This is a genomic window from Micromonospora sp. GCM10011541, from assembly GCF_042650725.1.
Classification (GTDB): domain Bacteria; phylum Actinomycetota; class Actinomycetes; order Mycobacteriales; family Micromonosporaceae; genus Micromonospora; species Micromonospora sicca.
Genome location: NZ_JBHSBP010000012.1, coordinates 316,891 through 341,782, shown reverse-complemented (window position 1 = coordinate 341,782; position 24,892 = coordinate 316,891). Strand labels below are relative to the sequence as shown.

The 24,892-nt window shown below is 70.5% G+C and carries 17 protein-coding genes and 1 pseudogene; 10 read left to right on the top strand and 8 right to left on the bottom strand.

Annotation, left to right across the window (positions count from 1 at the left end; all coding sequences use genetic code 11):
• The first annotated feature begins 184 nt into the window (after nt 1-184).
• From ACFOYX_RS08285 to ACFOYX_RS08265, 5 genes are read left to right on the top strand one after another with little or no spacing between them, the layout of a single operon-like run.
• The gene (locus tag ACFOYX_RS08285; RefSeq protein ID WP_322440179.1) at nt 185-3,352 is read left to right on the top strand and encodes a hypothetical protein; all 3,168 of its coding nucleotides are present in this window, start codon (nt 185-187) and stop codon (nt 3,350-3,352) included.
• Entirely contained in the window at nt 3,349-4,512 is a 1,164-nt protein-coding gene (locus ACFOYX_RS08280; RefSeq protein WP_322440180.1) for a mandelate racemase/muconate lactonizing enzyme family protein, read from the top strand. The genes ACFOYX_RS08285 and ACFOYX_RS08280 overlap by 4 nt, the downstream gene beginning before the upstream one ends.
• On the top strand, nt 4,513-5,409 hold the full coding sequence (locus ACFOYX_RS08275) for a dihydrodipicolinate synthase family protein (protein WP_322440181.1): 897 nt from the start codon (nt 4,513-4,515) through the stop codon (nt 5,407-5,409).
• Nucleotides 5,406-6,128 carry an SDR family oxidoreductase gene (locus ACFOYX_RS08270; RefSeq protein WP_322440182.1) on the top strand — a complete coding sequence of 241 codons (723 nt, stop codon included), beginning with the start codon at nt 5,406-5,408 and terminating at the stop codon, nt 6,126-6,128. The genes ACFOYX_RS08275 and ACFOYX_RS08270 overlap by 4 nt, the downstream gene beginning before the upstream one ends.
• 43 nt (nt 6,129-6,171) lie before the next feature.
• Complete coding sequence (locus ACFOYX_RS08265; RefSeq protein WP_322440183.1) at nt 6,172-7,044, top strand: SMP-30/gluconolactonase/LRE family protein; 873 nt, start codon at nt 6,172-6,174, stop codon at nt 7,042-7,044.
• Nucleotides 7,045-7,507: 463 nt separating this feature from the next.
• On the opposite strand, the gene ACFOYX_RS08260 is transcribed toward ACFOYX_RS08265, so the two are convergent.
• On the bottom strand, nt 7,508-9,175 hold the full coding sequence (locus ACFOYX_RS08260) for an ADP-ribosylglycohydrolase family protein (protein WP_322440184.1): 1,668 nt from the start codon (nt 9,173-9,175) through the stop codon (nt 7,508-7,510).
• Between the two features lie 82 nt (nt 9,176-9,257).
• Here ACFOYX_RS08260 and ACFOYX_RS08255 point away from each other — a divergent pair, with 82 nt between their 5' ends.
• On the top strand, nt 9,258-10,541 hold the full coding sequence (locus ACFOYX_RS08255; protein WP_322440186.1) for a VWA domain-containing protein: 1,284 nt from the start codon (nt 9,258-9,260) through the stop codon (nt 10,539-10,541).
• A gap of 376 nt (nt 10,542-10,917) precedes the next feature.
• On the top strand, nt 10,918-11,619 hold the full coding sequence (locus tag ACFOYX_RS08250; protein WP_322440187.1) for a hypothetical protein: 702 nt from the start codon (nt 10,918-10,920) through the stop codon (nt 11,617-11,619).
• A gap of 138 nt (nt 11,620-11,757) precedes the next feature.
• On the opposite strand, the gene ACFOYX_RS08245 is transcribed toward ACFOYX_RS08250, so the two are convergent.
• Nucleotides 11,758-12,309, bottom strand: a complete 552-nt coding sequence (locus tag ACFOYX_RS08245) for a YciI family protein (protein WP_322440188.1) — start codon at nt 12,307-12,309, stop codon at nt 11,758-11,760.
• A gap of 274 nt (nt 12,310-12,583) precedes the next feature.
• Here ACFOYX_RS08245 and ACFOYX_RS08240 point away from each other — a divergent pair, with 274 nt between their 5' ends.
• Both ACFOYX_RS08240 and ACFOYX_RS08235 read left to right on the top strand, forming a co-directional pair.
• Complete coding sequence (locus tag ACFOYX_RS08240; protein WP_322440189.1) at nt 12,584-13,735, top strand: epoxide hydrolase; 1,152 nt, start codon at nt 12,584-12,586, stop codon at nt 13,733-13,735.
• A 173-nt stretch (nt 13,736-13,908) separates the two neighbouring features.
• Nucleotides 13,909-14,608, top strand: a pseudogene (locus tag ACFOYX_RS08235) (integrase core domain-containing protein); the annotation flags it as partial.
• 37 nt (nt 14,609-14,645) lie between these two features.
• Here the strand turns inward: ACFOYX_RS08235 and ACFOYX_RS08230 are convergent.
• The 4 genes from ACFOYX_RS08230 to ACFOYX_RS08215 form a co-directional block, all read right to left on the bottom strand.
• The gene (locus tag ACFOYX_RS08230) at nt 14,646-16,079 is read right to left on the bottom strand and encodes an epoxide hydrolase (RefSeq protein ID WP_322440190.1); all 1,434 of its coding nucleotides are present in this window, start codon (nt 16,077-16,079) and stop codon (nt 14,646-14,648) included.
• A 43-nt stretch (nt 16,080-16,122) separates the two neighbouring features.
• Nucleotides 16,123-17,136, bottom strand: a complete 1,014-nt coding sequence (locus ACFOYX_RS08225; protein ID WP_109803380.1) for a DUF5937 family protein — start codon at nt 17,134-17,136, stop codon at nt 16,123-16,125.
• 304 nt (nt 17,137-17,440) lie between these two features.
• Nucleotides 17,441-18,430, bottom strand: a complete 990-nt coding sequence (locus tag ACFOYX_RS08220) for a family 16 glycoside hydrolase (RefSeq protein WP_322440191.1) — start codon at nt 18,428-18,430, stop codon at nt 17,441-17,443.
• Nucleotides 18,431-18,984: 554 nt separating this feature from the next.
• On the bottom strand, nt 18,985-21,411 hold the full coding sequence (locus ACFOYX_RS08215) for a M14 family metallopeptidase (RefSeq protein WP_322440192.1): 2,427 nt from the start codon (nt 21,409-21,411) through the stop codon (nt 18,985-18,987).
• Between the two features lie 471 nt (nt 21,412-21,882).
• Here ACFOYX_RS08215 and ACFOYX_RS08210 point away from each other — a divergent pair, with 471 nt between their 5' ends.
• Nucleotides 21,883-23,817 carry a Na+/H+ antiporter NhaA gene (locus ACFOYX_RS08210; protein ID WP_322440193.1) on the top strand — a complete coding sequence of 645 codons (1,935 nt, stop codon included), beginning with the start codon at nt 21,883-21,885 and terminating at the stop codon, nt 23,815-23,817.
• 137 nt (nt 23,818-23,954) lie between these two features.
• On the opposite strand, the gene ACFOYX_RS08205 is transcribed toward ACFOYX_RS08210, so the two are convergent.
• Both ACFOYX_RS08205 and ACFOYX_RS08200 read right to left on the bottom strand, forming a co-directional pair.
• Nucleotides 23,955-24,410 carry an aminotransferase class III-fold pyridoxal phosphate-dependent enzyme gene (locus ACFOYX_RS08205; RefSeq protein WP_322440194.1) on the bottom strand — a complete coding sequence of 152 codons (456 nt, stop codon included), beginning with the start codon at nt 24,408-24,410 and terminating at the stop codon, nt 23,955-23,957.
• A gap of 31 nt (nt 24,411-24,441) precedes the next feature.
• A complete protein-coding gene (locus tag ACFOYX_RS08200; protein ID WP_322440195.1) occupies nt 24,442-24,885 on the bottom strand; it encodes an SRPBCC domain-containing protein in 444 nt (147 codons plus the stop codon).
• Between the last annotated feature and the right edge of the window lie 7 nt (nt 24,886-24,892).

Below are 24,892 nucleotides of genomic sequence, written 5' to 3'. Positions count from 1 at the left end.
CGTGTCAGAGTGGCGCTCATGTTGCATCGTGTCAATCGCGGATTGCATACGAGTTGCAGAATCGCGACGTCGGAGCGCCTCCGTGACATCTGACCGTGCGTTTTCGTCTTTCAATCGCCCCACAGAGGTCGACGGCCACGGTCACCGCGACGGGCGGCACCTGCTCGGCGCGGCGCTGCCAGCGATGACGGGCAACTTCGCGATCCGCACCGCCGTGCGGGTGCCCGAGCCGCGGCACGGCGCCGACGTCAGCAGCGCCGAACTACGGGTCAACGCCGACGCCGAACGCTGGTACGCGATCCGGCTGCGGGTCCGCACCGGCGTGCGGTACCTGTCGGTGCTCCGGCACGCCGACGGGCACGCCGAACTGCTCGCCGACAGCATCCTCGCCTTCGACTTCGGCCGGTGGCTGCCCGTCGAGGTGACCGTCGCCGACGGCCGGATCACGGTCGCGGTCGACGGGCGCACGGCGGCCACCGTCACCGACCGCGACCCACTCGACGGCGGTGGGGTCGGCGTCGGTGCCACCGCCATGGCCGCCGCCTTCGCCCCGGTGGAGGTCGTCCACCTCGGCCCGCGCACGGTGCGCGCGGCCGGCCGCGCCGATGCCGCCGGCCCGGACTTGACCACCGCCGCCGCCGTAGCCGTCGAGCCGTACGCCGCGGTCGAGGGGGCCGCGCACCGCCTGGAGGTCGCCGCCCTGCGGTGGGACGGCGGAGCGGGCTACGCCACTGACCTGCTCGTACGGGGCGACGGCGGCTGGGAACTGGTCGGCGACGACCGGTTCGGCGAGCGGTGGCTGGTACTGCACGGAGACGGCGGCAGCCGCCGGAACCCGCAGGGGACCCTCGACCGGCACCCGGTGACGTTCGACCAGGTCGAACGGCTCGGCCCGAACGCGGTGCGGCTGCGTGGCGGCGACCCGCAACTGTTCTCCCTCGCCGTCACGTGGCGGCTGGACGGCCGTCACCCCATGGTGGACGTCAAGCTGACCCCGCGGGTCGACGGCCGGTTCGTGGTCGCCTACCGGGCGTTCGCGGCGTCACCGGTCGACGAGGTCGACGAGGTGCTGTGCGGGCCACTGCGGCACGCCCGGATGGTCGGCGGGCCGGCGTCCGTCGGGCGCGACGAGCTGTTCGCGCCGCTGTGCCTGGTGCGGCGCGGCCCGATCACCACCGGCCTCTTCGCGCCGGCCGCCGAGCTGCCGTTCGAGTACGAGTCGGCTCGCGGCGACGACGACCAGCCGTTCGGCATGAGCCTCGGCACCCCTGAGGGCACGGTGCAGCCCACCCTATACGCCCCACAGTACGGCCGGCGGGCCGACCTGCGCGCCGGCGAGCCGTACCGGTTCACCGTCGGGGTGTACGCCGGCCGCACCGAGCTGTACGACGCCTACCGCGACCTGCTGCGCGGCGAGTACGGCTACACCGCGTACCGGCGCAACGTATTCGGCTGCTCGCTGACCGACACCGTGCACAACCTGATCGACCTGATGAAGGCCGGCCCGACCGCCGACGACCGGGTCGACTACCAGGGCTCGCCGAGCGGCTGGTGGAGCCGGGCCAAGGGCTACATCGACATCGAGAACGACCAGGCGGTCCGCGCGACCACCACCTCGGTGCTGCTCGGGGCCTACCAGCTGACCGGCGACGACGAGCTGTACGAGACCCGGGCGCTGCCGACGGTCGAGTTCCACCTGTCCCGCAACGCCTACGGCTGGACGCCGCGCGAGGACGCCACCGTCTACGGCGACCCGACGAAGAACCGGCTCTGCGGCACGCCGTTCGGCGCCCCCGCGCTCGCGCCGCTGTACGCGCTGTCCCGGGGCGGGCTCACCGCCGCCCGGGAGCTGGCGCTCTCCTCCCTCGACGCGCAGGACTACTGGCTGAAGCGCACGCCGATGAGCGCGCCACTGGCCGCGTACCGGATGACCCGAGAGGAGAAGCTGCGGCAACAGGCCGAGGAGGCCGCCGACCGTTACATCGCCGAGGAAATCGACCAGCCGTACGGCGGCGAGGCCGACCCGCACGACTTCGCCGTCTACTACTGCCGCGCCTGGGTCGAGCTGCTCGAGATGTACGAGGAGACCGGCCGGCGCCGCTACCTCGACGCCGCGCACCGGGAGGCGAAAAGGTTCACCACCATGGTGTTCGCCCGCCCGGTGCCCGACGGCACGGTCACCGTCCCGCAGCGGCCGCTCTTCGTCGACAGGCAGATCGAGCTAACCGGCTGGTGGGACCCCGCCGACCTGTACGACTACCCGGGTACCGACGTGCCCGACGAGCAGGTGCCGGCCTGGCAGGTGTCCCCGACGGGGCTGAGCATCGAGGCGGTGAACACCTACCGGTTCAACGGGTTCACCCTCAACCCGGCGTGGGCGCCATTCCTGCTGCGGCTCGCCGCGCACACCGGCGACGACCTGCTGCGCGACGTAGCGCACAACGCGCTGGTCGGCCGGTTCACCAGCTACCCCGGCTACTACTACCGGCAGCTGACGGTCCACCACATGCGCCCGGACTTCCCCTGGACCGGGCCCTTCGGCAACACCACCATCTACTACCACCACGCGCCCGCCCAGCTCGGCATGGCCATCGACTACCTGATCGCCGAGCACGAGACCCGCTCCGGCGGCGCGATCGCCTTCCCGGCCGAATTCGAGCAGAACTACGTCTGGTTCGCCTACCGCGTCTACGGCCACCGGCCGGGTCGCTTCCACGGCGAGGACGGGGTCTGGCTGTGGCTGCCGAAGGGCCTGGTGCGGCTGGACACCGACCAGGTCAACTGGATCGCCGCCGAGGGTGGGGACCGGCTCTGCGTCAGCCTCACCAACGCCGCCGCGACCCCGGGCACGGTGACGGTGACGCTGGACCCGGCGCGGGTGCCGATGACCCCTGGCACTCCGTACCGGGCGACGGTGATCCGCGACCGCGGCGTACCGGAGCAGGCCACCGTCGTCGACCATCGGCTCACCGTCGAGGTCTCCGGGCACGGCATCACCGCGATCGTGGTGCACGGCGTCGGCCCGCTGGACGTACCGCTGCACCGCGCCCAGGCCGCGCCGGTCGGCGCGCACCGCTTCGACGACGGCCCGGTGGGCCCGGTGCGCGGCATCCTGATCCCCAAGCCGGACGGCAGCCGCTATCACGCCTACGTGCAGGCCGCCACCCGCGAACCGGCGACCCTGCACTGGTCGCTCGACGACGGCGCCACCTGGCACCAGCTCGACCGCACCGTCTACCCGAACGAATGGACCGTGTCGGTGGACGACCTGTCCGCCGCGTTCATCTACGCCGTGCAGGTCGGCGACCAGCGGTCCCGGCCGGTACGGCTGGCCTGCGGAGCGGAGGCATGATGCGGGTCCGCGAGGTCCACACCCACGTGCTGAAGCTGCGCACCGACCAGGCCTACCTGGGACCGAAACGCGACGGCGGCACCATCGGCGACGGCTACGAGGTCCGCGAGCCGTGGCGCAGCCTCTACTCGTCCCGCTACGAGACGCTGCTGGTCGAGGTGATCGCCGACGACGGCACCACCGGATGGGGCGAGGCCCTGGCGCCGGTGGCGCCCGAGGTACCGGCCGCCATCGTCAACCTGCTCCTCGCGCCGGTGCTCGTCGGCATGGACGCCACCGCCCCCCGTCCTGCCTGGCACCGGCTGCGCGACCTGATGCGCGAACGCGGGCACCTGGTCGGCCACCAGGCCGACGCGCTCGCCGCCGTCGACATCGCGCTTTGGGACCTCGTCGGCCGGCTGACCGGGCTCAGAGTCGCGCAGCTGCTCGGCGGTGCGTTCCGCACCCGCCTGCCCACGTACGTCTCCGGGCTGCCCCGGTCCACCGACGCGGAACGGGCGGCGCTGGCCCGCGACTGGGTCGACCAGGGCGCGACCGCGGTCAAGCTGCACCTCGGGCACGGCGTCGCCGCCGACCTCGCCACCGTCGACGCGGTGGCGCACGCCGCGCCCGGACTGCGGATCGCGGTGGACGGGCACTGGGCATACGGGGTCGACGAGGCGGTCGCGCTGGCCTGCGGGCTCGCCGAACGGGGCGCCTGGTTCCTGGAGGCGCCCCTCGCGCCGGAGGACGTCGCCGGGCACGCCGAACTCGCCGCCCGCTCCACCGTGCCGATCGCGGTCGGAGAGGCGCTGCGCAACCGCTACGAGTTCGCGCAGTGGCTCGACGCCCGGGCGCTGCGGATCGCCCAGCCCGACGTGGCGCGCACCGGCATCACCGAGGCGATGGCGATCGCCGAGCTGTGCGCCGCGCGGCACGTACCCGTCGCGCCGCACCACTCCGTCGGCATGGGGGTCTCCCTGGCCGCCGGTCTGCACGTCGCCGCAGCGGTCGCCGACCTCACCGCGTTCGAATACCAGCCGACCTCCACCGAGGTGGGCGCCCGCATCCTCACCGAGCCGGTGCCCATGCACCCGGCCGCGTTCGACCTGCCCGCGGGACCCGGACTCGGCGTCAACGTCGACGCTGAGACCGTTCGCGCCCTGGCCAAGGAGTCCTGAGTGCCCCACACCGTCCACGGCCTCGTGCCGATCCTCGCCACCCCGTTCGGGCCCGACGGCGTTCTGGACCTGCCCAGCCTGCGCCGGCTCACCGAGTTCCAACTCTCCAGCGGCGTGACCGGCGTCGCGGTCTTCGGCATGGCCAGCGAGGGCTTCGCGCTCACCACCGACGAGCGGACCCGGATCCTCGCCACGGTCACCGACGTGGTCGCCGGGACCGTCCCGGTCGTCGCCGGGGTGAACGGCACCTCGACGGTGACCGCGATCGAACAGGCCGACGCCGCGGTGGCCGGCGGCGCGACCGCGCTGATGGTGCTGCCCCCGTTCATGGTCAAGCCCACCCCTGACCAGCTGCTCGCCTTCTACGGCGAGGTGTCCGCGGCCGCCGGCGTCGACGTCATGGTCCAGGACGCGCCCGGCGCCACCGGCGTCGCCATGCCACCCGCGCTCATCGCGGAACTCGGCAAACTCGACGGCGTCACCTCGGTGAAGGTGGAGTCGCCGCCCACCGCGCCAAAGGTCGCGGCGGTGGTCGCCGCCCGCGCCGACGACGCCTTCGCCGTCCTCGGCGGCCAGAACGCCCAGTTCTGCCTGGAGGAGTACGCCCGCGGCGCGATCGGCACCATGCCGGCCTGCGAGTTCCCCGACCTGCTCGCACCCGTCCTCGCCGACTGGGAAGCCGGCCGGCACGCCGAGGCGCGCGCCGCGTTCACCCGGCTGCTGCCGCTGATCCTGTTCGGACTCCAGCAGGGCATCGCCTGGGCGGTGCACAAGGAGGTGCTGGTGCGCCGCGGCCTCATCGCCGACGCCACCGTACGCTCGCCGGCCCGCCCGCTCGACACCGCCGGCCGGGAGTCGCTCAACACCATCCTCACCGACCTCGGGCTGGCCGGATGAGCGGCCGCGGCGTCCTCGTCATCGGCGCGTCCTCGCCGATCGGCACCGCGATCGGCCGGGCGTTCGCCGACGCCGGTGACCGGGTCGTCGGCGTCTCCCTCGACGAGCACACCGACCCCGCGTTCACCGCCGAGCTGGTGGCCGACTGCGCCGACCCGGACGCTGCGGCCGCCGCCGTCGCCGAGGCGCACCGCATCCTCGGCCGGCTGGACGTGGTGGTGCCCGCCGCCGCGGTGATGCCGGTCGCCCCGGCGACGCAGACCACCGACGCGCAGTGGCGGATCGCCCTCGACGCCACCCTCGGTTCGATGTTCTACGTCGTCCGGGCGGCGCTGCCGCTGCTGCCCCGCGGCGGGGCGATCGTCGCGGTCAGCTCGGTCAACGCCACCCTCGCCGCGCCCGGCCTGCCTGGCTACGCGGCGGCGAAGGCCGGCGTGGAGGGGCTGGTCCGCCAGCTCGCCCTGGAGTACGGGCCTGCCGGCATCCGGGTCAACGCGGTCGCACCAGGCATGATCGGCCAGGCGGACGTGCCCCGAGTCACCGAGGGCTACCCGCTGCGGCGGGTCGGCCGCCCCGAGGACGTCGCCACCGCAGTGGCGTTCCTCGCCTCCCCGATCGCGGACTTCATCACCGGCACGGTGCTGCCGGTGGACGGCGGCCTTTCCATCGCCTCGCCCGCCGCATGGCTGCGGCCCGACCTGCGCGCCCGATGGCTGTGACCGGACCCGAACGCTCCCCCGCGGCGACCCGGGCCGCGGGCCGATGACCGTGACCCAGCAGGACGTCGACTGGGCGCTCCTGGGTGAGCTGCGCTGCGCGCTGGGCGAGAGCCCGATCTGGGACGACACCACCGGACGCCTGCACCTGGTCGACGTCGCCGGCCGCACCCTCTGGGTCGTCGACCCGACCACCGGCGCCGCCCACGGCGCCACCTGCGGTCGGCCGGTCACCGCCCTGGTGCCGCGCGCCGGGAGCGGCTGGCTCGGCGTCGCCGGCCGCGACCTCGGTGCCCTCGACCCGCAGGACGGGACGTTCCGTCCCCTCGTCACCGTGCCCGGGCCGGCCGACCTGTCGCTGAACGACGCGGTGTGCGGACGCGATGGACAGCTCTACGTCGGGTCGGTCGACCGTACCCGCGCCAACCGCGGTGCCCTCTACTCAATCGGGGCGCACCTGCGTCACCGCATCCTCGCCGATCGGATCGGCGCGTCGAACGGCGTCGACACCAGCCCGGACGGGCGGACCCTCTACCACGCCGACACCTTCGCCGACACCGTCACCGCGTATGAGTCGGACGGCCGTGCGGTGGCGTCGGTACGGGTCGACCACCCCGACGGGATCACGGTCGACGCCGACGGCGGCGTGTGGGTGGCACTCTGGGGATCCGGCCTCGTGGTCCGGCACACCGCCGGACTCGTGCCCGATCGTGCGCTGCGCGTACCGGCGCCGCTGGTCACGAACCTGGCGTTCGGGGGCCCTGACCTGCGACGCCTGTTCGTCACCACCGGCCGGTCCGACGGCGCCGAGTTCTCGGGGGCCGTGTTCACGGCGGAGATCGGAGTGTGCGGTCTGCCGCCAGCCCGGTTCGCCGCCGGACCATCGAAGAAAGGGGACTCCCCCGGTTCCTCTCGTTAGTTCTGCTGCCGAGTCCCTGGTGCCCACCGGCTGTGGTTGAGTAGCTTCTACTGTTGGTCTGGCGGGTAGGCCGCGTAGACCCTCTCGCGCTCCCGGCGAGCAGCCCTTTTCGGGTCGGATTGATCGTCTTCGGGCCGGTAGGTCGTCAATGACTCGTAAAAGCCGGAGCTGGGGAGCCCATTGCTACCCGCCTTTACGGCCAGTACCGGCAGGAGCACATGCTTGCCGTTGACTGCTGTTCGGTGCCGTTGGGCGCAGTTGACTGCCGTTGAGTGCACCCGTCTGCTCCCATCCCGCTCCCCCGATCCTGGTCCCATGGGCAGGCGGCCCGGTCATCCACCAGGGTTCTTCCGGCAGGTTGTGCGGGCCGCTCCGATCATGGGCGGGGCCACAGTTCCGGCCTCGCCTGCAGCCGAGTCCTCGATTGGTCCTGTGCGGCCTACAGCAGCCCCGGCGTGACCCGTCACAGCTGTTCGACGACCTGCCGCAGTTCCGGATTGAGTGTCCAGCCGTGCGCGCCGAGCAGGCCGCGCAGCTCGGCCAGCGCGGAGCGCGCCGGTATGCCGGTGGTCAAGGTCGTGTAGCGGGCGGCGACCGCCGGTGTGCGACTCTGACCGGCGGCGCAGTGCAGCAGCACGACATGGCCCTCCTTGCGCAACTCGAGGACCATCCGGGCGGCCTGATCGACCACGAAGTGCGGCTGCGCATTGGCGTCGGGCTGGTCGACCAGCCACGCCGACACCCGGTTGACGACGGCCACGTCGTCGAAGTCGTCGCAGCCAACCCGGCACAGGGAGACCACCGCGCCGGCGCCCGCTGGGGCCGCGTCGGTGTAGAGGTTGCCGAGGATCACCCCCGGGTCGTGCGGATGCGCCACCATCAACGGTGCAACGGCAGGTCGTGGCGCGCGGGCGCAGCCCGGCCAACCGCCCTGGCCGGCCTGGCCGCCTTGGGCCGTCAACATGGCCAGGCGGATCAGGTCCGCCGCGCGCCGGTTCGGCCAGCCGTGAACGATGCGCGGCCAGGCCAGGGGCACCGCGGAGGAGCCCCACCGGGCGCCGAGCAGGGCCCCGGCGATCGCCGCGACAGTGTCGGTGTCGTCGCCGACGCGCACCGCCACGGTCAGAGCGCGTTCGAGATGCTGGCAGGGGAAACTGCCGCGACCCGGGTCGTGCTCCGGAACGTCGGTGTGTTTGATCGCCGACCAGGCGGCCTGCAACGCGGCGACCACGAACCCGTTGGGACGGAACTGCTCCGGCGGCTTGGACTCCGCCTCGGCCAACCAGCTCGACCACCGGTCGCGCCGCCCCGCGGGCAGCAGGTCCAAACCCTCGCGTACCCCGTCGAACGTGCCGTCGAGAACCGCCCGGCGGATCCCCGCGCACCACAGCACACACGCGTCCGCGGCCAGGGGGTCGTGATGGGTCAGCTCACTGACTACGCGGGCGGCCTCCGCGAGCGGCTCCGGATCGCCGAGATAGGCCAGCGCCACCGGCGCAGTGCGCATCAGCGACCCGTTACCCGCACTGCGGCCGGTTCTGCGGTGCAGGTCCGCGGCTGCGTCTCTCATCGCCGCGCCGACGCCCGCTCCCCTCACCTGTGAGACCGCGTCGAGGACCTGCCGGGTCTGCGCCCCGATATCGCTGGCGCCCTCCCGTTTCCATCGGAGGAAGTTGCCGGCGATGCGGTCGAGGGAGTCGCTGCTGCGCAGATCCGCCCCGGTGGCGGACACCTCCGCGATGCACATCGCCATCTGGGTGTCGTCGCTGTACTCACCGGGCGCGTACGGGCCGAGCCCACCGCCGCGCATCTCGGGCTGTTCGCCGGCCGCAAGCTGCGGTTGAAACTCGTACGGCACGCCCAACGCGTCACCGCACGCCGCAGCGAGGAGCACACCGGCAACCCGGTCGCTCGGGATCGCCTTCAGCGGCACAGTCGCTGTCGTCAACTCCCCCACCGTCGCAACTCCCCCGTCTTCATCGGCCTGCGCCAGCCCGACGACCCTACTGCGACGGCGCGACTGCGGCGTCCTTACCCGGCCGGGTTGCCGCCCGCCGGATCGGCACTGCGCGGCCGTCACGCTCATGCCGCCGCTCGTTCGCGCGAAGCGCCGAGGCCCGGCAACGACCATCGGAGTGTCACAGCGCGGTGATTCACTACCGTCCGCCAGGCAAGCCCTGCTTGCGTACCTGCCGTGCCGCTGAAGGAGACAAATGCACATCTCCGCACATCTGGATGTCGACGTGCTGGCACTCGAGACCGACGACCAACTATCCGTGCTCGTCGAACTGACGGCACCCGCGGCGTCGACCCGCGACGTCGACCGCCCGGCATCCACACTGCAGGTGGTGCTCGATCGCAGCGGCTCGATGGCCGGTGGCCGCCTCGACGGCGCGAAGACCGCACTCATCGGCCTGATCGACAGACTCGATCCCGGCGACAACTTCGGGCTCGTCGCATTCGACGACCGAGTCGAGGTAGCGGTCGCAGCCGGGCCGCTCGCCGACAAACAGGCGGTCAAACGCGCAATCTCCAAGCTCGACGCGCGTGGCAGCACCGACTTGTCCGCCGGTTACCTGCGCGGGCTGCAGGAAGCCAGCCGCATTGCCGGGCCGGCCGGAGCCAACGTGCTGCTCATCTCCGATGGGCACGCCAACGCCGGCGTCACCGACCCCGACACGTTGGGCGCCATCGCCGCCAAGGCCAACGCCGACAACATCACCACCTCAACGCTGGGCTACGGACTCGGCTACGACGAACGGCTCATGTCGGCGATCGCCCGCGGTGGGGCCGGCAACGAACACTTCGCCGAAGAAGCCGACACCGCGGGCGCGCTCATCGCCGGCGAGGTCGACGGCCTGCTGTCCCAGACCGTCCAAGCAGCGTCGCTGCTGATCCAGCCCTCACCGCACGTACGCGCGGTCCAGATCGTCAACGACATGCCCGCGACCACCACCGGTGACGGGCTACTCGCCGAGCTCGGCAACTTCTACGCCGACGAAACCCGCAAACTGCTGCTGACCTTCGACATCCCCGCTATCGCCACCCTCGGACTGGCCCAGGTCGCCACGTGCCAGTTCACCTGGGTCGAGCTGCCTACGCTGGCCCAGCACACGCTCACCCTGCCGCTGCACGTCAACGTCGTCCCCGGTGACCAGGCCGCAGGACGGGTACCTGACCCGACCGTACGCACCGAGCTGGTCTACCTGCGGGTACAGAACGCCAAGCGTCGCGCCTCCGGCCACCTCAGCGCCAGTGCCCCCGACGCAGCGCTCGCCGAGATCCGTCACGCGCAGGACGCCCTCTCCGACGCCCTACCAGTAGCGCCGGCCCACCTGCACGACGACCTGACCGAAGAGGCCACCGCCCTGGCCTACCTCGCCGACCAGACCGAGCACGGAATGATCGCCCGAGCGGCGAAATACTCGTCCATGGATGCCGCGTACAAGTCAAGCAAGCGCGGCAGGACCCGCCCACCATCCACCGAGCCGAACTGACCGCGTCACGGGCAAGGGCCTGAGGGGACCGCCACAGCAATGCGGCGGTCCTACCCGACCGGGTGCAGAGGAGCACCTGGCCAAGCGGGGGCATCAAAGTAACAATCCCGATCAAGGTCGACCGGGCACCGCAACTGACGAAAGAAGGGATCCAAGGGCGGCCGGCCACCGATCTTCGACGCACCATCTACCAGCAGCGCCACGTCGTGGGGAGCGGCAGGGGCGACGGCACGACCGCGCGGACAGCGGCAGTTGCGGACGTGGTCCAGCTGTGGAGCCGCCCCAGACGTATCTGCGATGGGTCAGAGGCATCGGTGGTCCATTATCCGGAAGATGTCGCTTGCCCCGAGGAATCGGAACTCGGCAGGATGCCGGGATGGGCTCTGACTGGACGTGGGAGCTGCGGGTGCCCGTGCTGCGTCCGGTCAACAAGGTCATCTACGAGGTACTCGCGCTGGCGGCCGGCTTCGGTCTGAAGTTTCGACGCCCGGACGGATGCATAAACCTCTTCGACAACGACGGCGAACTGCGGATCGTTGAGGACCAGGACGAGGCGGTCGCCGCGATGGCGGCTGGGAAGGCCTCCAGCCAACTCTGGACACCCGACGGGGTCGATCTCCATCTCAGCTGTCGGCCCGATCAATCCAGTACGGCGATCAACCTGAGCTGGTCCCTTGACGCGGCGTGGACCTTTCGTCGCCCAAACTCCGACGCGGATGGCTACCGTCAGCTGCACGCGCGCTTGACCGCCTTGTGGCTACAAGCCGCCGATGCATTAGCTGCCGGCATCGGTCGGGTCATGGACGAGTGGTCGCTGGATCAGATCTGGCATCTGACGCGAATTCACGAAGAAGATCATCCGGTCGACGGGTGGCCCGCGCTGCTGGGATGGTGGACCTACCTGGGGGCTGAGGTGAGCAGGATGCTGCCAGCTCCGCCGCTGCCGGAGATCTCCGCTCACAGCAGGCTACTGCCGAGTGGAGCCCGTGTCGTCGCGCTGCTGGACGACCCGGCCGCCGTTGACGCGGCGCGCTATGAGGCCCTACACACGCGATGGCTGAAGCATCTACCGAGCTGAGTGCGGCAGATCCGGACGTTCGATCTTGGCCCCGGGGAAGCTGACAGGCGTCGACGAAGCCAGACAACTCCGAGCAGGCTCCCCCTGCCGCATCCACGCCTGTCGACACGCTGCACCAAGTCCACAGCCAGCCTCGGGTCATGACGGCCGACCGCCAAACTGCCAGTTGTGCACCTCGATGTCGGCGTACCGGTCCGGGGTCAGCACGGCGCGTGCCTTGTCCGGATCCGGCGCCCGCACAAGCACCGCCGTACCCAGCCAGGTGGCGCCGTCGTCGGACAGCAGCGGCCCGTACGCGATCAGCTCGTCCCGGTCGGGCGGCACCGCGAGGTCAGCGGCCTGCCCCGCGCCGAGGCCGAGCACCAGGTACCGGTTACCACCGGTCCGGCCTCCGGGGAAGTCCCACATGGTGCGCCCCAGCGCGTTGCGCCACCGGCGCAGCAGCACGTCCCGGTACACGCCGGCCTGATAGTTGGGCTCGTCGAGAGCGAACACGCGCGCGGCGGCGGGGTCGGGCAGGTCGACGATGTGCACGCTGCCGGTGGGCGTGTCGCCGTCGCCGGCAAGGGTCGGTCCGCGAGCGATCATTTCTCTCGCGTACCGGTCCATGTAGGACCAATGCTCTTCCAGCAGCTCGTCGCGCAGCGCCACCGAGCTGGGCCGGTCGCGGTGGTAGCAGAAGAACTCCATGCCCCAAAGTGTGACCTCAATGCCACACACCGACGCGGACGGGTACCACCCGGCCGTGTCACGGTCGCGGCAAGGTCACAATATGCCCGATTAATCCAGAAATGGGGCGGTCGACGCTCGCGATGGGCGGCAGAAGGGGACGTGTAAGGTGACCCGTGTCAGTGATGAGGGGAGGTGAGCCCGGTGAACACCCAATGTCACGTCTGGGCGCTCCACCCGGCCATCCCTGTCCGCTGACTTTCGCGTCGGGGAGCGCCTCCTAGCCGGAGGAACAATGACCTTCTCCCCGTTCCGTATCGATGTATCCGACGAGGTACTCGACGACCTGCGGGCCCGACTGGCCCGTACGCGCTTCACCAATCGCAGCGGCGATCAGCCATGGCAGGCCGGTGCCGATCCCGACTACCTGCGGCACCTGGTGTCCTACTGGGCCGACGGGTTCGACTGGCGCGCTCGGGAAGCCGAACTCAACGCGCTGCCGCATTACCAGGCCCAGATCGGCGGCAGGCGCATCCACTTCCTTCACGTACCCGGGACGCGTCCGGCCGGTGCGCCCGCGCCGCTGCCGCTGATCCTGAGCCACGGTTGGCCCAGCAGCTTCGTGGAGATGCTGCCGCTGGCCGATCGCCTGACCAACCCCGCACAGTACGGGGGCGACCCCGCCGACGCGTTCGACGTGGTGGTTCCCTCGCTGCCAGGGTTTCTGTACTCGGAGCTGCCGAAAGGGCCGCTCACCCGCGCTGCGATGGCGCAGACCCTGCACCTGTTGATGACCGACGTCCTTGGCTACCAACGCTACGGGGCCTTCGGCGGCGACGTCGGCGGCGTGGTCACCGGTTGGCTGGGCGCCCTGTATCCCGAGCAGGTGGCCGGCATTCATATGATCCACCCACCGTTCCCGGCGAGCTTCGACTCCCAGCCGCTGTCGCCCGCCGAGCAGGCGTATCTCGATGCCGAGGCGGCGTACGACCAGACCGATGGCGGCTACAGCGCCATCATGGGCACCCGGCCGGACACCATCGCCGCGGCACTGAGTGATTCTCCAGCCGGACTGGCCGCCTGGCTCGTCGACAAGTACCGAGACTGGAGTGACAACCACGGGGACCTGGAGAGCCGGTTCGACCGGGATACCCTGCTGACGATCATCACCCTGTATTGGGCGAGCGGCACGATCGGCTCCTCGTTCCGGCAGTACTTCGACTTCGACCACAACAGCCCACGACCCCACATCACGGTGCCCGCCGCGTTCGCGTTGAGCACCGAACCGTCGCAGGCCAACTTCCCCCGCGAGATCGCCGAACGTGCCTGCACCAACATCCGGCATTGGAGCGAACCAGGTAGGGGCGGACACTTCATGCCGCTGGAGGAACCGGATTTGCTCGCCAGCGAACTGAGGCAATTCTTCACGTCGCTTCGCCCGTACTGATCAGCAAGGGAGCCGGGCCACATCGGCCCGGCTCCGCTGTCGCGTTCCGCATACATCAGTCGAGAAGCTAGCCGCAAATGCCGTACCGTTCAACGCGCCTGTCAAACGCCCTCAAAGCGGAAGATCCGGACGGTCTGGAGATTTCAGGAACGCGAGCGAGCCGAACGACCTTGGCCGGTCTACGCGACCGGCCCAGCGTCGCCCGCCGGCTGCCCGGCAAGACCCCGGCAACGATTGAAGCGGCGATCTGCCAGCTACGCCAGGACCGCAAGCTCGCCCCCGCGCCGCCTCGCCCCGCTGTTGGGCGTTCCCGCTCCGACCGTGCACGCCGTGCTCACCCGGCACGGCCAGCACCGCCTGGCCTCGGCCGGCCCACCGGCCAGCCAGTTCGCCGCTACGAACGAGATCGACCCGGCGAACTCGTGTCCACGTCGACGTCAAGAAACCGGGCCGCCTGCGTGACGGCGGTGGCTGGCGCGTGCACGGCCGCGACAGCCTGGAACACCCCCGCGCCCGCTACGGCACCCGCGTCGGCTTCGACTACGTCCACCGCGCCATCCACGACCACACCCGCCTCGCCGACGCCGAAATCCACCCCGACGAGAAAGCCGACACCTGTGCCGGCTTCCTGCGCCGCGCCGCCGATCACGTCGCCGCCCACGGCATCAGCCCCATCGAACAGGTCATCACCGACAACGCCTGGCCTACCGCCGCGCAGGCGCCTGACGCGACGCCCTGGCCGCCCTCGGCACCCACGCCCGCTTCACCCGCCGCTACCGGCCCCAGACCAACGGCAAAGCCGAACGCTTCAACCGGACCCTGTGCGACGAATGGGCCTACGCCCAGCCGTTCACCACCAACCAGCACCGCAGTTCACAACCCGTGCGACCAGTTATGGCACGGCACAGGGTCAACGGACCAAGCGAGCGAACCTCCGCAGCTCCTCGGCAAGAATTTCTGGTTGTTCAAACGCGGCGAAATGGCCACCACGGGGGACCGTGTTGAAGTAGATGAGCTTGGACTTGTAGACGCGTTCGGCCCAGATTCTCGGAGTTGGGATGATCTCGCGGGGAAAGACCGTGAATCCGACCGGGACCTTGAAGTCGTCGGCTGTGCCAGTGGCCCGCGCGTCCTCCCAATAGATTCGCGCCGAGGAGGCCGCGGTGCCAGGCAGCCAGTACAGCATGATGTCGTCGAGCATCCGGTCGACGCCGAGGACCCGTTCGGGATTGCCGTCGCTGTCGGTCCACTCCATGAACTTCTCGTAGATCCACGCCGCCTGCCCCACCGGGGAGTCGGTCAACGCATACCCCACCGTCTGGGGGCGCGTGGACTGCTCGTAGATGAAGCCGACGCCGTCGTTGAAGAACCGCTGCAGCTTGTCCAGCGCCTCCTGCTCCTCCGGCGTGGGCGGGTCGCTGATCGGGGGCTGGAATACGGGGAAGAAGTTGAGGTGGATCCCGGCGAGTCCGGCGGGCCCGAGCTTGGCGAGTTCGTGCGTCACGGAGCCGCCCAGGTCGCCGCCCTGAGCGAGCCAGCGACGGTAGCCGAGACGGGACATGAGTTCCGCCCAGGCTCCCGCGATGCGCTGGATGTTCCACCCGGCCGTGGCCGGCTTGTCGGAGAATCCGAAGCCCGGTAGGGACGGCACCACGACATGGAACGCGTCCACAGCGCTCCCGCCGAAGGCCGTGGGATCCGTCAACGGCCCGATCACGTCGAGGAACTCCACCACCGAACCCGGCCAGCCATGGGTCAACACCACCGGTACGGCGTTGGCGTGCCGGGAACGTACGTGCAGAAAATGGATTCCCATCCCGTCGATCTGGGTGCGGAACTGGCCGAACCCGTTCAGCCGCGCCTCGACCTGACGCCAGTCATACCGCGTCCGCCAGTGCTCGACCAGGCCGCGTAGCCGCTCCAGCGGCACGCCCTGGGACCCGTCGGGAACGGGTTCCCGCTCCGGCAGCCGGGCCGCCGCCAACCGCCGCTGCAGATCGCGCAGCGTGGTGTCCGACACCGACAGCCGGAACGGTGTCACGTCCGTTGTGGCCGCCGGCAACGTCACCCCGGGCTCGGCAAACGCCGGCGAGGTCGTTGTTCCCGCCAACCCGAAGGGGCCTGCGACGGCGCCGACCGTGACGGCCGCCCGCAGGGCCCCGCGACGAGTCAGGCCACGAGTGTCTTCGTTCCGCACGATTCCTGCCTTCCCTGTCCGAATGATCGACAACATTCGACGCTTGCGGCGGTGGTCGTGATGAACGCCAGGTTGCGAATCAACCAGGCACCGTAGCGCGTCGAATGCGTGCGTCCGCTCACGGTCGCAGGCCTCCTGGAAGGTCACCAACGATTCGATGGCGCTGGAATCCAGCGTCGCCGTCGGAACCTCACGCGGGATCCGGACAGTCCCGCTCGAACCCCGAACCACTAGCCCCGAGCAGTCCGCTGGCCAGCGGCGTGTGCCGGTACAACACCCGGCGCCCGGAACGCCACGACGTCACCAAGCCATTGCGGCGCAGCACCGACAGGTGGAAGCTGACCGACGGCGCGCTTTGACCGAGCTCACGGGCGAGGTCGGTGGTCGACTTCGGCAGCGCCAGACAGCTGAGGATCGCCGCGCGGCTGTGACCCAGCAGCGCACCCAGCGCGTCGTCGGCGTAGTCGGCGTCTCGGGAGTCGCCTCCCCACATCGTGCCGACTCCTCGGCAGGCATAGATGAGGCTCGCGGGTCGATCGGGGCCCTTGTCCACCACCAGGTTCGGCCACGCGAACACCGACGGCACCAGCACGAGTCCGTCACCGGCCAGGTCATGGTCCACCGAGTGCCGGGGCATGTCGATCCGCAGGATCTCACCCCGCACGCTGACCTCCGGGTGCAAGCTCGACAACAGCGCATCGACACCACCGCCGGTCAGCCGGCCAGCCCGATACGCGACGTCATCCTCCAGCACCGCGCGTAGCTCCCGCCAGTGCGGCTCGATCGCCACCGACCAGTACCGCCACAGCGCGTCGGCCAACCGCCGAGCACCAGCCGCCCCTTCGGAAGCCAACGCCCGTGCCGGCGCCGGCATCGGCTCCCGACCCCACACCGCCGCCAGGTCGGCACGGATTCCCGCCACGGGCGACTCGGCAACCAACCGCAGCTGGTCGTCGATGGTGCCGGCGTCGGTGGCCGCCACGAACAGGAAATCCGCCACGTACGCGCTCGCAGGCACCACCGCGCCCAGCAGCGCCATGTCCACACCACGCAGGCCGTCCCGCGTCGCCTCCAACCAGCCCTGGTGCAGCGGCGACACCCGCCCTGACGACAACTGGTACAGGCTCTCAATCACCTCGGCGAGAGGCGATAACGCAAACCGCATCCTCGCCACATCAGCCAGACCCATCCGGAGCCGGATCACCCCGCCATCCTACGCAGTCGCGGACGCTGAACCTTCGCCCTTGACCACCTCACAGGCCGGGGCGAACGCGGGCGTCATCGGCGCCGCGGCGATGGTCGTCCAGCATGTCCTCTCCCCCACCGCACTGGACCGCGAGCTGGCCTGAACCATTCGTGGTGAGCGCTCACCCGACACTCACCTCGCTGACGAGGACGGCGCTCCAGTCGGCACCTGCGTGCCCTGCTCAGTGGGGCCGAGGCTCTGCTGCAGACGGCCGGGCTGACGAACCGGTACCCGGCCGTCCACGTTCTGACCGCTGGCGAAGCTACCGGGCCAGTGGCTCGATCCAGATGTTGCGGTACTGGACCGGATTGCCGTGGTCCTGAAGTCGGATGGCACCCGTCGCCGGGCCCTCGGGCCGGCTGTCGCCAGTCGGCCCGAGGATCTCGACGTCGTCGTGCACCCTGACGCCGTTCCACACTACGGTGACGCGGGGGTTGTCGACCTTGTTCCCGGATGCGTCGAAGCGGGCCTGCCGGTAGACGATGTCGTACGTCTGCCAGGTCTGCGGCGGCAGCGCCGCGTTCACGTCGGGGGCCTTCTGGGTGTAGATGGCCGCGGCGTCGTTGGTCTGCGGCGGGTCGACGCCGAAGGAGTCCAGCACCTGGATCTCGTAGCGGTCCTGCAGGTACACCCCACTGTTGGCGCGCGCCTGGCCGGTCACGTCCGGCGGGTACAGCGGCAGGTTGAACTCCACGTGCAGCCGGAAGTCGCCGAAGGCCTGCACCGTGCGCAGGTCCCCGTTGCGCACCGTCATGGCGCCGTCGGCGATCGCCCACTCCGGTTCGCGCCCGTCGCTGTGCTGCCACTCGGTGAGCTCGCCACCGTTGAACAGCGTGATGCGTTTGCCGTGCGGCCGGACGGCGAGCACGTCCAGGTTCACGTGCCCGGAGTCCGCAGCCTCCTTGCGGTACTCGACCACGTTGCGACCCTTGTTCAAGTGTACGGTGGTGGTGACGGTGCCCCACTCTTCCCAGGTCACGGTGGAGGGAAAGACCGTCTGCTCGACCCGTTCACCGTTGACGTACAGGCTCAGCTGCTTCTCGCCGGAGTAGGGATTCGGGCCGTTGCTGTAGCGCATCGCCAGGTTGTACGTCCCGGCCTCGCGGACATCGACGGAGATTCTGGTCGACGAGCCCTCCTGGGCGAACCCGGCGGCGAAGCCGGCGCCGGAGTAGGCGGCGTGGTCGGTCGCCATGCCGACGGCGGCCGTACGGCCCTCCTCGGCCTCGAAGAAGGTTTGCGGCTGCACCACCCGGCCCGGGATCTCATTGAGCGTGTACCAGGCCTCAGTGTTCCACAGCTCTCACCGCCGGCGGACGAGAACGGACGCGGGGAGCGGGCAAACCGTGTACTACGCGCCCTCATCGGAGCCACGGGTGCGATTGGTGCTCGTTCGAATCTCCTGGCGCCCGCCGCCCGAACCGTTCAACGGCTCGCTCATGGTCGTCCTTATCGACAAGCGCTCGAACCGCCTGGCCGGAAACCTTGAGGTACGACAAAACCGCACCAGGGCGCGATGGTGGCGCTGCGTCTCGGCACCGACCACGCGCCCCGGGTCGGCCGGCTCGTGCCGGCGTCGGTGAGCTTCGATCAGGGGCGTGTACCCGGGGCTGCTCGACGGCATCCAGGATCTGCAGCCCGAACACCTGCACGGGTCCGAGTTCCACGAGGAGTACCTGCGCACCGCGCCCGACCCCGGGCGGCTGGCCCAACCTGGTCCGGGCCCAGCTCCATCGTCGAGCCGCTGCCCAGCCGGCGGCCGCGACGCCGGACAGCGCCGCGGCCGTCGACCGTACCCGTCGCTGATCAGCCCGTCGGGAGGACGGCCTGACCCTTGCGGTAGTTCCTGGCGCCGCCGTCGGCGGTGTAGTTGTTCTCGACGTTGCCCGCCGAGTCCACCGAGAACCAGTGGATCTCCGTGCCCACCGGCAGGGTCAGCGTCTCCCCGCCCTCGCGGATGCCCGCCGAGCCGTAGAGCATCGACGAGTACGTGGGTGCGCTGCCGTCGACCGTGTAGAAGACCGCCGCCGGCTCGGTGACGCCGAAGCTCACGTTCACCATCCCCGGCGTCGAGCTCGGGGTGACCGACAGGCTGCTCTCCGGCCGGGTGTGGTCCCGGTCGAAGTCCCGCGCCACCCGCATGAGCTCCACCAGGCCGTTGGCAAACTCCATCGTCTCGGCGTGCGCCTCGTCCCACTCCGGCTGGAACTCGGTGCCGACCTCGAAGTTCCAGGCGTAGATGCCGTACTTGTACCAGAGCATGTCGCCGGAGTTGCCCGCCGCCGAGTAGAGCACGTCGGAAATCGGGCCGGTCCGCGCCGGGGTGACCGCCATGTTCCGGTGTCGCTTGATCGCGGTCAGGATCCGCGACGAGGCGCCCCAGAACGCCGACTCCTGGGCGAGCGTCGGGCGCGGCGCCGAGATCCGGTCGGGCAGGGCGTACGCGCCGGGTGACCACATGAAGTAGTTGCCCGACGAGTGCAGGTTCATGGAGAACGCGATGTTCGGTCGGGCAGCCAGCCAGTCGAGGTTCCTGTTCTCCGGTTCGGACAGTTCGCTCGGCCCGGCGTACGTGCCGCTGGTGCAGCTCGCGGACGCACCGGAGTAGCCGTCGAAGAGGCTGTACTCGGTGTAGTTGCGGTTGTTGTCCACGCCCCACGAATTGCGGCCGAGGTAGTCGGCGGCTCCGGTGAGCGGGCAATGGTTGGTCATGTTCTTGCGCTGGGAGTTGAAGTCGTAGAAGGAGTAGTGGCCACCGTCGGGGTTGACCGACGGCGCGATCCAGATGTCGAGGTTGTTCAGCAGCTGCTTGGTCTGCCCGTCGTGCGCGTAGTTGCGCAGCAGCCGCTCGGCGGTCTCGATGGCGACCAGCGGCGGCACCCATTCCCGGGCGTGTTCCTGCGCGTAGGCGAGCACGCCCGGCTTCGACCCGTCGCGCTGCTTGCCGATTCGGATGGCGTACACCGGCTGCGGATCGCGGGAGACGCTGGCCGGCGCGCTGAGGCCGTCGCTGAGCGACGTCCGCGGTGCCGGCGCGACCACGCCGGTGCCCGCGCTCCCCCGATAGGTGTACGCCCGGACCAGCGACCCGGCGCCGGCGTTGAGGGCCGCGACGACCTGGGCTGCCGTGCTGGTCACCGCGCCGGCGGCGTCGGTGGCCAGGTTCACCCGGATGACCTTGCCGGCCACGGTCACCGACAACGCGGCGTTGGCGGCGCCGGGGTTGACCAGCTCGACGGAGATGTCGTTGCCGCCCTGGTGCCCCCACGCCAGGGAGTCGACCGCGACGCGGCTGGCGTTGGCGGTGCCGAACACCGCCTGCGCGTGGCGCCGGTAGCCGTTGGTCCGGTACGGCAGTTCGACGATCTCGGCCAGGTCCGGGAACGCGGCGGCGAGCTGATGGATCCGCCCGTACAGCTCGGTGGGCGTCAGGTAGCTGGTGACGAAGTCCTTCTGGTACCCCGGGCCCTCCGGGTTGGTGTCCGGAATGGGCAGCCACTCCTGCACCTTGGCCACGGCGACGTCGCCAGTGGGGCTGGTGATCCGGACGTAGTCGGGGCGGCTCGTCACCAGCGAGGCGCCGCGGTGGTAGAGGTAGACGCCGGCGTCGACGAAGCGGGAGATGGCCTGCGTCCCGCCGGAGCCGATCTCGGTGCCCGGGCCGCTGTCCCGCTCGACGACGAGGGTGTTGCTGGCCGTCTGGCCCTGCGCCCACTTCGCCTCCACGGACAGGACCTGGCTGGTCCCCGAGGTGTAGTAGTCGGCGCGGATGATCTTGATGTCGGAGACGTCCGCCGCCGTTGCCGCCGTGGAGAACTCCCGGTTCTCCGCGACGTGCTCCGCGATGGTCGCCTCCCGTTCGGCGACGCGGGCCCGCGCGTCGCCGGGGCGATGCACGACCCCGCCCAGGGTGAACCCGGCGGCGGCCAGTGCCGCGGCCTCGTTGGGTGTGATCACAGCGTGCGCCACCACGCCGTTCTCCGTCCGTGCGACGTCGTGGTCGAGGTCGACGCCGGTGGCGACGAGTGCGTCGAGCTGCGCGGTGTCGGCGAGCAGCACCTCGACGACGCTTGCCTCCTCGTCGGCGACACGGCCGAGGTCGGCAGCGGGTGGAGCCGCCTGTGGCACGATCGCCGCGGCCGGGCTGACCAGCAGCACGACGGCCGCGGCGGCGGCCAGCGCGGCCGGGACGGGAAGGCGGCGTCGGCACCGTGGACCTAGGGGATCATGCATGTCATGTCCGCCCTTCTCGGTTTTCTCGGCATGGATGGCCGGTTGACGTGCCGAGGGTCCCGCCCTGGGTACGCGGTTCCGCTCTGGTTGGTCGCGCGTGGTCGCTGCGGGGTCGGCAGCGCCCACGACACGGGGAGAGGGAAGGTGGTGGTGTCCGGCTGCGGCGGACCGAGCTGCCCGCATCGCCGACCTGCGGACAGCGGGTGCCGATCTGGTGAACGAGAGGCTGTTCCGGTGACGGTCAGTGGACTGACCCAATCCTCAGCGTGCCGAAAGTGATCTGTCAATCCCCTGGTGGGCCGCCGTTGGTGCAGTAGCAGTCCACGGGATGCGCCGGGTCCCGCGTTCCAGTGGCGGTGCAGGCGACCCGGGGAGCGAGCGCTGCGGATCACTCACCCGGTCCCGTCTCAGCCGGTTACCGTGTGCCGGAATCCGAACCAGGTGGCGAGCAGGTCGAGGAGGATCGTCCACGTGACGAGTCACAACCCCCACCGGGGATGGTCCGGCCGGACCGCCTGGGTCGGCCGGTTCAACGCCCCGCTGCGCTCGTTCCTGCGCACCGAGACCGGCAGCGCACGGGTGGTGCTGGTCGCCGCGGTGGTCGCGCTCGTCTGGGCCAACCTCCACCTGAGATCGTACGAGTCGCTCTGGAGCACCTCCTTCTCCGTCCAGCTCGGCGACTGGCGCGTGTCACACGACCTGCGTACCTGGGTCAACAGCGGCCTCATGACGTTCTTCTTCCTGGTCGCCGGGCTGGAGCTGCGCCGCGACTTCGACATCGGAGAGCTGCGGGAGCGGCGTCGGCTGACGTTGCCGATGCTGGCCGGGCTCGGCGGCGTACTCCTGCCGATCGCGATCTACCTCGCGTTCAACGCCGGGCGCACCACGGCCGCGGGCTGGGGCGCGGTGATGGCCACGGACACCGCGCTCGCGCTCGGCGCACTGGCCGTCTTCGGGCCGCGCTTCTCGGATCGGTTGCGGGGTTTCCTGCTGACGGTCTCCGTCGTCGACGACGTGGTCGCGATCGCGGTGCTGGCGATCGCCTACCCGGAACATCCCTCGGCGACGACGCTGCTTGCCGCGGCTGGAATCTTCGGCGTCGTCCTGCTCATCCGGGCGTACGGCGTGCGGTACGGGCCGGTCTACGCGCTGTTGGGGTTGGCGGCCTGGCTCGCGGTCTCGGAGTCCGGTGTCGACCCGGTCGCGGTGGGCCTGGTGATGGGTCTGCTCACCTACGCCTATGCCCCCGGCCGCACCGAACTGCAGCGGGCGAGCGACCTTTTCCGCCTCTTCCGGGAACAGCCCACCCCGCAGCTCGCCCGTTCGGCCCGGGCCGGGCTCGCCTCAGCGCTGTCGCCGAACGAGCGGTTGCAGCTCCTCTACCACCCGTGGGCCAGCTACGTGGTCGTGCCGCTCTTCGCGCTGGCGAACGTCGGGATCGTGATCGACGGCGAGCTCCTGGCCAGGGCCGTCACCTCCCCGGTCACGCTTGGCATCGTGGTGGGGTACGTGGTCGGCAAGCCGGCCGGGATCGTGGCCACCTCGTGGCTGGTAACCCGGCTCAGCCGCAACCGGTTCCGGCCGCCGGTCGGCTGGGTCGCCGTCGCCGGGGTGGGCACGGTCTCCGGCATCGGGTTCACCGTCGCCCTCCTGATCGCCACCCACGCGGTGAGCGGCCCGACCCTGGAGGAGGCGAAGCTCGGCATCCTCGTCGCGACGGTTGGTTCGTCCGTCGTCACCTGGCTGGTGTTCCGTTCCGCCGCCCGGCTCTCACCGGCGCGGCGGGCCCGCGCGCTGCTGGGTGCCGCCGAGGGGATCGTCGACCTGATGGTTCCGGTCGATCCGGAGCGCGACCACGTGCGCGGGCCGCGCGAAGCGCCGGTGACGGTCGTGGAGTACGGCGACTTCGAATGCCCCTACTGCGGGCAGGCCGAGCCGGTGGTCCGGGAACTGCTGACCGACTTCGCGAACATCCGGTACGTCTGGCGGCACCTGCCGCTCACCGACGTCCACCCGCATGCCCAACTCGCCGCCGAGGCCGCCGAGGCGGCGGGCGAGCAGAGCGCGTTCTGGGAGATGCACGACCTGCTTCTCGCGCACCAGGACGCACTCAAGCCCACCGATGTGCTCAGCTACGCCGAACGGCTCGGCCTGGACCTCGACCGATTCCGGGAGCACCTCGCCGAGCTCAAGGGCGCCGACCGGATCGCCGAGGACATCGACTCCGCCGACCTCAGCGGCGTCACCGGAACCCCGACCTTCTTCATCAACGGCCGGCGCCACCACGGCGCGTACGACATCGCCGCGCTCTCGGCCGCGGTGAAGGCGGCGTTCGCCAGCGCGAAGCTTCGCCCCGCGTACCGTCGGGATCCCGGGCACCGCCGCGAGGGCGGACCGGAGAGTTGAACGCCGAGCAGCGGGCCCTTACCGTGCGGCAGCTGCTTGGCTCACCGCTCACCGGGTTCACGCCAGCAGCTCGGCGACCGCCGCCGCGAACACCTCGGAGTGACGGTCGACGTCCGCGGCACTCGTCGCGGGCGACATCAGCGCCATGTTGTGGAAACGGAGTGAGCAGCACGCCGCGGTTTGCGAGGTACAGGTGCAGGGTAGTCCTCCAGCTCGGCGTCGGCCGCTCGGGCCGAGGAGGTCCCGTCGCGGGGGGCCGGGCGCACGAACCGGTACTCCGCCCGCGCGCCGAGCTGGCTGATCGACCACGGCAGGTCATGGGGCTCGATGACCTTGGTGACCGCGTCGGTGAACCGGGTCGCGAGCGCCGTCATCTGCGTGAACGCGGAGTCAGTGAGCACGTGCTCCAGCGTGGCTCGCGCGGCGGCGACCGACAGCGCGTTCCCCGCGAGAGTCCCACCCACTCCGCCCAGGTCGACCAGGTCCAGGTCATCGCGGTCGAGAATCGCGGCGGCCAACTCGGCGGACAGGCCGTACGCCCCGACGGGCACGCCTCCGCCGATGGCCTTGCCGATGGTGACGACGTCCGGCACCGGGCCGTGGCCGTGCTTGGGCGTCGCCGGGTCAGTGCCAGTCGCTGATCTTCACGTCGCGCGGCTCGGGGGCACCTTCCCCGGTCTCGAGGAACTGCTTGAGGCTCATCAGGAAGGTGCCCCACGTGGTGCTGCAGTGGTGCATGAACTCGACCGGCTCACGCCAGCCCTCGTGCTTGAACAGCACGATCGTGTAGTCGCCGTCCTGACGGAGGTCCCACTGCACGCTGGTGCCGATCCACTCCTGCGGTCCGTCCACGACGTCCCAGCGGACGAGCCGGCCCGGATCCAGCTCGGCGACCTTCATGTCGAACCCGCCCGGCCCGAACCGGAACTCGATCACGCCGCCGAGGTCGGTCTCCCCCGACGTCTTCTCGGTCCACCAGCCGGACAAGCCGTCCAGGGTGGTGAGCGCGTCGTACACCTGCTCCGGCGAGGACTGCTCGACGCCGATGCGGTGAAGGATGTCTGCCATGTCCGTG